5 protein-coding genes and 1 pseudogene are annotated in these 5,921 nt (G+C 37.4%); 5 read left to right on the plus strand and 1 reads right to left on the minus strand.

All coding sequences use genetic code 11. The features are described from left to right. Window positions 1-356 precede the first annotated feature (356 nt). The 4 genes from AC1DUW_RS19440 (at window position 357) to AC1DUW_RS19455 (ending at window position 4,309) form a co-directional block, all read left to right on the plus strand. Window positions 357-1,418 carry a M4 family metallopeptidase gene (locus AC1DUW_RS19440; RefSeq protein ID WP_477643236.1) on the plus strand — a complete coding sequence of 354 codons (1,062 nt, stop codon included), beginning with the start codon at window positions 357-359 and terminating at the stop codon, window positions 1,416-1,418. A 32-nt stretch (window positions 1,419-1,450) separates the two neighbouring features. Continuing rightward, window positions 1,451-1,768, plus strand: coding sequence for a protealysin inhibitor emfourin (locus AC1DUW_RS19445; protein ID WP_190270911.1), 318 nt, complete (start codon window positions 1,451-1,453; stop codon window positions 1,766-1,768). Window positions 1,769-2,009: 241 nt separating this feature from the next. After that, entirely contained in the window at window positions 2,010-2,888 is an 879-nt protein-coding gene (locus AC1DUW_RS19450) for a phosphatidylinositol-specific phospholipase C/glycerophosphodiester phosphodiesterase family protein (protein WP_477643237.1), read from the plus strand. Window positions 2,889-3,748: 860 nt separating this feature from the next. Beyond that, window positions 3,749-4,309: a competence protein ComK gene (locus AC1DUW_RS19455; RefSeq protein WP_477643238.1), complete on the plus strand. Its 561-nt coding sequence runs from the start codon at window positions 3,749-3,751 to the stop codon at window positions 4,307-4,309. Between the two features lie 53 nt (window positions 4,310-4,362). Here the strand turns inward: AC1DUW_RS19455 and AC1DUW_RS19460 are convergent, their stop codons facing one another. After that, window positions 4,363-5,268 carry a LysR family transcriptional regulator gene (locus tag AC1DUW_RS19460; protein ID WP_477643239.1) on the minus strand — a complete coding sequence of 302 codons (906 nt, stop codon included), beginning with the start codon at window positions 5,266-5,268 and terminating at the stop codon, window positions 4,363-4,365. Between the two features lie 429 nt (window positions 5,269-5,697). Here AC1DUW_RS19460 and AC1DUW_RS19465 point away from each other — a divergent pair. Continuing rightward, a pseudogene (locus AC1DUW_RS19465) lies at window positions 5,698-5,921 on the plus strand (GntP family permease); the annotation flags it as partial.

The raw sequence follows: 5,921 nt of genomic DNA on the forward strand, positions 1-5,921 counted from the left end.
AACTCAATCAGATCACTCATAAGGCTCATCCTTTTTTAAAAAGCGTTTTTACTGGGTCTATTTTGTTGTGGTTTTTTCTGGATTTTGAGCTTTTTTAATTTTCATGGGAGTTAAGAGTCTTATTTTAAGAGGAAATGAAAATGAGTGATCAAACCGAAAAACAAGAACACTGGAACTAAGGATGGAATGGAGGGAAATGAGGTAGGTGCGGCGAAAGTAATCTATAGAAATGTGTTGTAGATAAAAGGAGAGCAGCAAAATTAAATGTTAACGAATCAGATAATCTACTAATTACCATGAATTACGGTGAAGACTAGGCGCGCTGTTTGTAAAAAAATTATGAAGGAGTGTCAAATATGTCCAAAAAAAATTGTTCGAAATCGCTGTGCCAGTGTTTCATTGTACCTAACTACATTCTTGAGAATTTGGCACAAAATGAAGTAGAAGCAGCACGGATCAGTTTAGCGAAAAGCCGTCAAGTGCGCAGACGTAGAATCATGAAAGAATATGATATTAACGGTGTTATTGCTTTAACTGATGCAGGGTCAGAACGTAAAGGTGAATCTGCTCGCCATGTTTATGATTGTAAAGGAGGGACCAAACTCCGACAGAATGAGGCTAGGAAAGAAGGAGATCGATCAAGTGGGGATTCTGTAGTTAACCATGCATATGATTATAGTGGAGTAGTGCGTGACTATTTTAAGGATGTTTTACACCGCAATTCAATAGATAACCAAGGCCTTGATCTAATTCTGAACGTTCATTATGGGGATAAATTTACAAATGCCTATTGGGACGGAGATGAAATGGTATTTGGTGACGGCGATGGGGTTATTTTTAGCAATTTTGCAAATTCACTCGATGTAATTGGACACGAACTTACACATGGTGTAACGCAGTTCACGAGTGGATTGGAGTATGAAGGCCAGTCAGGGGCTTTGAATGAACATCTCTCAGATGTGTTTGGAGTGACTATCAAACAATTTCATTTAAAGCAATCGGCACAAGAGGCGGATTGGTTAATCGGTGCTGATATAATGGGACCGACACTAAAAGGACAAGCTCTCCGTTCTATGAAAGCACCAGGTACTGCATTTGACAATAAATTAATGGGGAAAGATATGCAACCTGATCATATGAAGAACTTCTATCGAGGAGAGCGAGATAATCATGGTGTCCATATTAATAGTGGGATACCAAACAAGGCTTTTTATCTTGTATCTATGGAGATTGGAACGGACAAAGCAGCTTTGATTTGGTTCAATGCGATGCAGAATTTATTTGCAACGGCAAATTTCAATCAATTCGTACAAATTGTTATCAAGGCAGCACAAAAACTTGTTGATAGTGGAGAAGTTACTGATACAGCTATAAAAACAATTGAAGATGCTTTCAAAGCGGTTGGACTGCCTGAGTAGTCATATTCTATGAATAGGAGGCTTCATTCAACATGCATATCCAATTTAGCTGCATAGGGGGATTTGCCAACCTCGACTTGAACTTTCAGATAGATACAAATGAATTGCCGCAGGAGAAAAATGAAGAATTAAAGAATTTAATGAAGACAGCTGATCTTTCTAATCCTCAACTAAGTAAAATGGTCGGAGCTAAATCTCAAGGAGCGGACGCGTTTTCATATCAGCTGGATATAGTAAATGAAAAAAAGAAACAGTCCTTCTCATTTACTGACACAACAGCTCCAGAGGAAATACGGCCCTTATTAGATTATTTACGTAATTTGGCCATTGAAATAAAAATGGCAGAATAACAACAAAGGATAACCTTAATCAAATTTTGGAGTTAATAAGGGTGGATTGAGGAAAGGTTTACCTAGATTACACTTTTAAAACAAGCGTAACTGAGCATTTCAGTTACGCTTGTTTTTGTATAAAAGAACTATTTCATGTAAACACTTTTTTCAGATTCCGTTAAGGTTCTGTAAATACCATTGTTTTATAAGAATAAAAAGCTACGATAGAGGTGAAATAATAAAGAGGAGGAAAATGAATATGAATAAATGGTGGCTAACGATGTCTTTAGCTGTTGCTGTTGCTATGCCCTTTTCATCAACAAATGCTTCCGCTGAACAGGTTAAGAAGGAACCTAAAGTTATAGTGCCGCTTGCAAAAGCGCACGCACACAATGATTATGAGCATGCACGTCCTCTCTATGATGCACTGGATCATGGGTTCACAAGTGTAGAAGCGGACGTCTGGCTAAAAGACGGTGAATTACTAGTAGCCCATGATGAAATCAATGTTAAACCAGAGCGGACACTTAAGTCCCTTTATTTAGATCCATTAAAAGAAAAAGTGAAGCAAAACAGAGGCTCTGTTTACAAAAATCGTGACCAGGATTTCTTACTGTGGATCGATATTAAATCCGAGGACAAAGCTACATATGAAGAAATTGATAAACAACTGGCAGAATACAAGAAAATGGTTACAAAATTTTCAAAATCAAAGGTAAACCAAGGTGCTGTTACCGTCATTATTTCTGGAAACCGACCGCGTGAGCTAATGGAAAACCAGAAGGTACGTTATGCCACATTCGATGGCCGAATGAGTGACCTGGGATCTGATGCGCCTAATGAATTCATACCTGTAATCAGTGACAACTGGACAAAGTATTTTACATGGCAGGGTGTTGGTAAGATGCCTCAAGCTGAACGAGAAAAGCTGGATCACATTGTCAAAACGACGCATGCTAACGGCCAAATGGTTCGTTTCTGGGCAACTCCAGACGCAGCGTTACCAAGCCGTGAAGCTGTATGGGATGAGATGCTAAAAGCAGGAGTAGACCTTGTAAACACAGATGACCTTCCAGCCTTACAGCAATACCTGCTTGAAAATGATCCACACCCTACGAAACAGCATATTAAGTGGTAGCCAATTCATATTATTTATTAATACACCAGACGATCCCTATCCTAGTGAAGCGGGTTATCTGGTGTATTTTTGACGCCATCTAAGCCATATTTCTTTGAAGTAAAACATATATCAAAAAGATTGAATGAGATTCTTAGAGTGGAAAAAAGATAATAGAAACCAATAAGGTCTATCAAAAAATAGGCTTTTTTGCGTTCGAATCATATGTTCACCGAATGTTCACCGAAATTGCATCTCTACTCACTTTTCGCTTTGCTTTTGCTTATTATTTCTATAAATAGACACAAATTAACCACTATATGTTGAAACTGACTAACAGTTTCCATGAGGAAATCAATCATTATAACTTTCTAATAGGATTTTATAAAGAGTAAGCCAATTAAACTTGAAATTTAGTCAGAAAGAGAACGAAATTTGGAAGAGATAAAAACGAGAGAAGTTTTACAAAAAAAGCAAAAAAAAGGATAATGGTCGAAGAGGTGAAATGAATGGCAAATCAAGATATGAAAGTTACAACTTCAGGGAAGAGTTTTATCCTATTTGGGAAGAAAATATTAATCTCGTAAGTCCAAATCTCAACATTAGAATCTTCTTTGCTCATACGTTTATCTACTCTACAAACATCATGATATCCCCCCTGAAGAAGCAATCAACCAACTGCTATCAAAAATCGCCTCACCTTGGAAACAAGATGATTCCTTGTTATCACTCATCAATGACCCTAAAAAGAGCGTCCACTATTATTTCATTTTAATCAATGACAAAACAAAATCGAAAGGCTAGTAAGATGGCTTTACACTTCTTTTAGGAGGTGAGGAAAATGTGATTTTGAAAAACAACAAAAATGGGGGGGGAACGGAATGGTTATTCGAAAGAATTATTTAATGAATAGGGAAACCGTTGCAATGATGGAACGGTATGATTCAAATGGGATAGAGATGACCACTATAGTGGAAGGAGAGAACACGTTCCATGTTGCACAGCCACGCCAAGAAATCCTGAATAATACGCTAAATTATTTTGGATTGGATCTTGATGGCGGGCTTGCAGGAGCCAAATCTGTGCTTGGTGGAAAATACAGGCTGCCAGTCTGTATAAACGCCCAGCTTGGAATGGTCTGGTTCTCTTCCCGCTCATTCCGAAAAAGCGGAGGTGTTTGGTTTTCCTACATCCACATTCGTGACTTAGAGGAACTGAACGATAAAGAAACCTTAGTCCATACCAACTATGGGCATTGCCTTCCTGTATCCTTGAGTAAAAATCAGCTCGCCTTCAAAAGGGACCAAGCATCCTATTTGCATACGACCTTTCAAGAACGCTCTTTGGGCAAAAAGACCTTTTATTACGAACCGGGAAGCGGAATTACCTTTTGCAAAGAACCTGGGGAGGTTCATTACAGGGTGAAAGGGAAAGAATCGTAAAATCAATGAGAGGAAGACCACCAAATTGGTGGTCTTTTTCATTTGGAAATGACTCATCTCTTGGTTTGATCTCTGCTGGCTTCAAGCTTGGTTTTAATAAAATCGATCCAAGTTCTAGTAGCGTAGGAGATATAGCTGTCTTTTTTCCAAGCGATACCGATTTGCMAATTTATATGGGGGATAAGTGGAATAACTTTGATCTTTCCTTCGCTTACATCAATTTCTTTTAGGTCACTTTGAGGGAGGATTGTTATTCCTTGATTAAAGGAGACCATTTCCATAATGAATTTCCACTGTGATGTTTCGCAAATAACGTTTGGTTCAAAGCCGTTTAGCTTACATGCTTGCATGATTAATTCATGAACTTGGTAGCCTTCCCGAAAGATGATGAAACTTTCTTCTCTTAAATTATCCCAGGATACGGTCTCTTGATTGGCAAGCGGGTGGTTCTGATGAACAACAAGACGTAAATCGCCTTTCATGAATGGAATGCTTTCAAACTCATCCTCAATGGGTAAGGGCATTACTACTAAATCTAGTTCGCCATTAAGTAATGTATTTTTTAAATGAAGGGCACCATCCTCAACGAATCGGACAGTGATAAGAGGATATTCTATGTGAAATAGAGCCATGAGTTCAGAGAAAATGTCCGTTCCAAGCGTTGAAAAAATGCCCATTTTTATATTTCCCTTTTTACTATTCTTAATATCATCTAATTCGTCATAAAAATGCTCGATCGATTGGGAAATGCGTTGCCCGTAATGATAGAGTAATTTTCCTGTATCGGTCAGTTCAATCTTCCTTGTGGTTCTAGTTAACAACTTAGCATCCAGTTCTTTTTCTAAATCTTTTATTGTTTTACTGATGTTTGGTTGTGATAAAAATAAGTGTTCAGCAGCTTTAGAGAAGCTTCCTTGGTTAACGACTTCGGTAAAATACTGTATTTGTTTAAAATCCATACCATCACGCCCTTATTTATTACTAAAATTTATAGAATATATCATTATTATATATTTCACTTATATTTTTTAAAATATTATATTTGAATAGTAGTTGTTGCTTAAAACAATTCGTAACGCATTTAATTTAGGGGGATGGGGAAACAGGAACGTAACAAATGCTTATGTCCAGGGGGAAATGAAAGTGGTATGGTTCATGAAACAACTGAAAACGGTGGTGCTGCACGCACTTGTTAAGGGGAAATTTTAATCTTCGTCTGTTTAACAAAATAATGAAGTAGTGATCCAAAGAAAACCAAATGAAAATTTTCATTGGTGTTTTTTTATGAATGATACTTCTTATTGAGTTGAAATGGTCACTCTATAGCAATATACACTACATGCGAATTTATCTTACAAAATAAAGATAGAGACAGGAGAAAACACATTATGGGTACAATCGGTATTTTAATTGCGATTGCTCTAATCGTCATTCTAGCAATGAAGGGTTTTAGCATCGTATTTATCGCCCCGCTTGCCTCAATTGTCGTCATTGTGACGAATGGCATGAATTTCTTTCCTTCTTTAATTGGAAATGAAACATCATTTATGACAGGGCTAACGGGCTTTTTAATAAATTTCTTTGGCGTATTTTTATTAGGTGCAATTTTAGC

Source organism: Peribacillus sp. P4_C12, assembly GCF_056402095.1.

Excerpts from the sequence above, each read along its gene's own strand:
- AC1DUW_RS19440 (WP_477643236.1), top strand. The coding sequence starts at position 357 with ATGTCCAAAAAAAATTGTTCGAAATCGCTGTGCCAGTGTTTCATTGTA.
- AC1DUW_RS19445 (WP_190270911.1), top strand. The coding sequence starts at position 1,451 with ATGCATATCCAATTTAGCTGCATAGGGGGATTTGCCAACCTCGACTTG.
- AC1DUW_RS19450 (WP_477643237.1), top strand. The coding sequence starts at position 2,010 with ATGAATAAATGGTGGCTAACGATGTCTTTAGCTGTTGCTGTTGCTATG.
- AC1DUW_RS19455 (WP_477643238.1), top strand. The coding sequence starts at position 3,749 with ATGGTTATTCGAAAGAATTATTTAATGAATAGGGAAACCGTTGCAATG.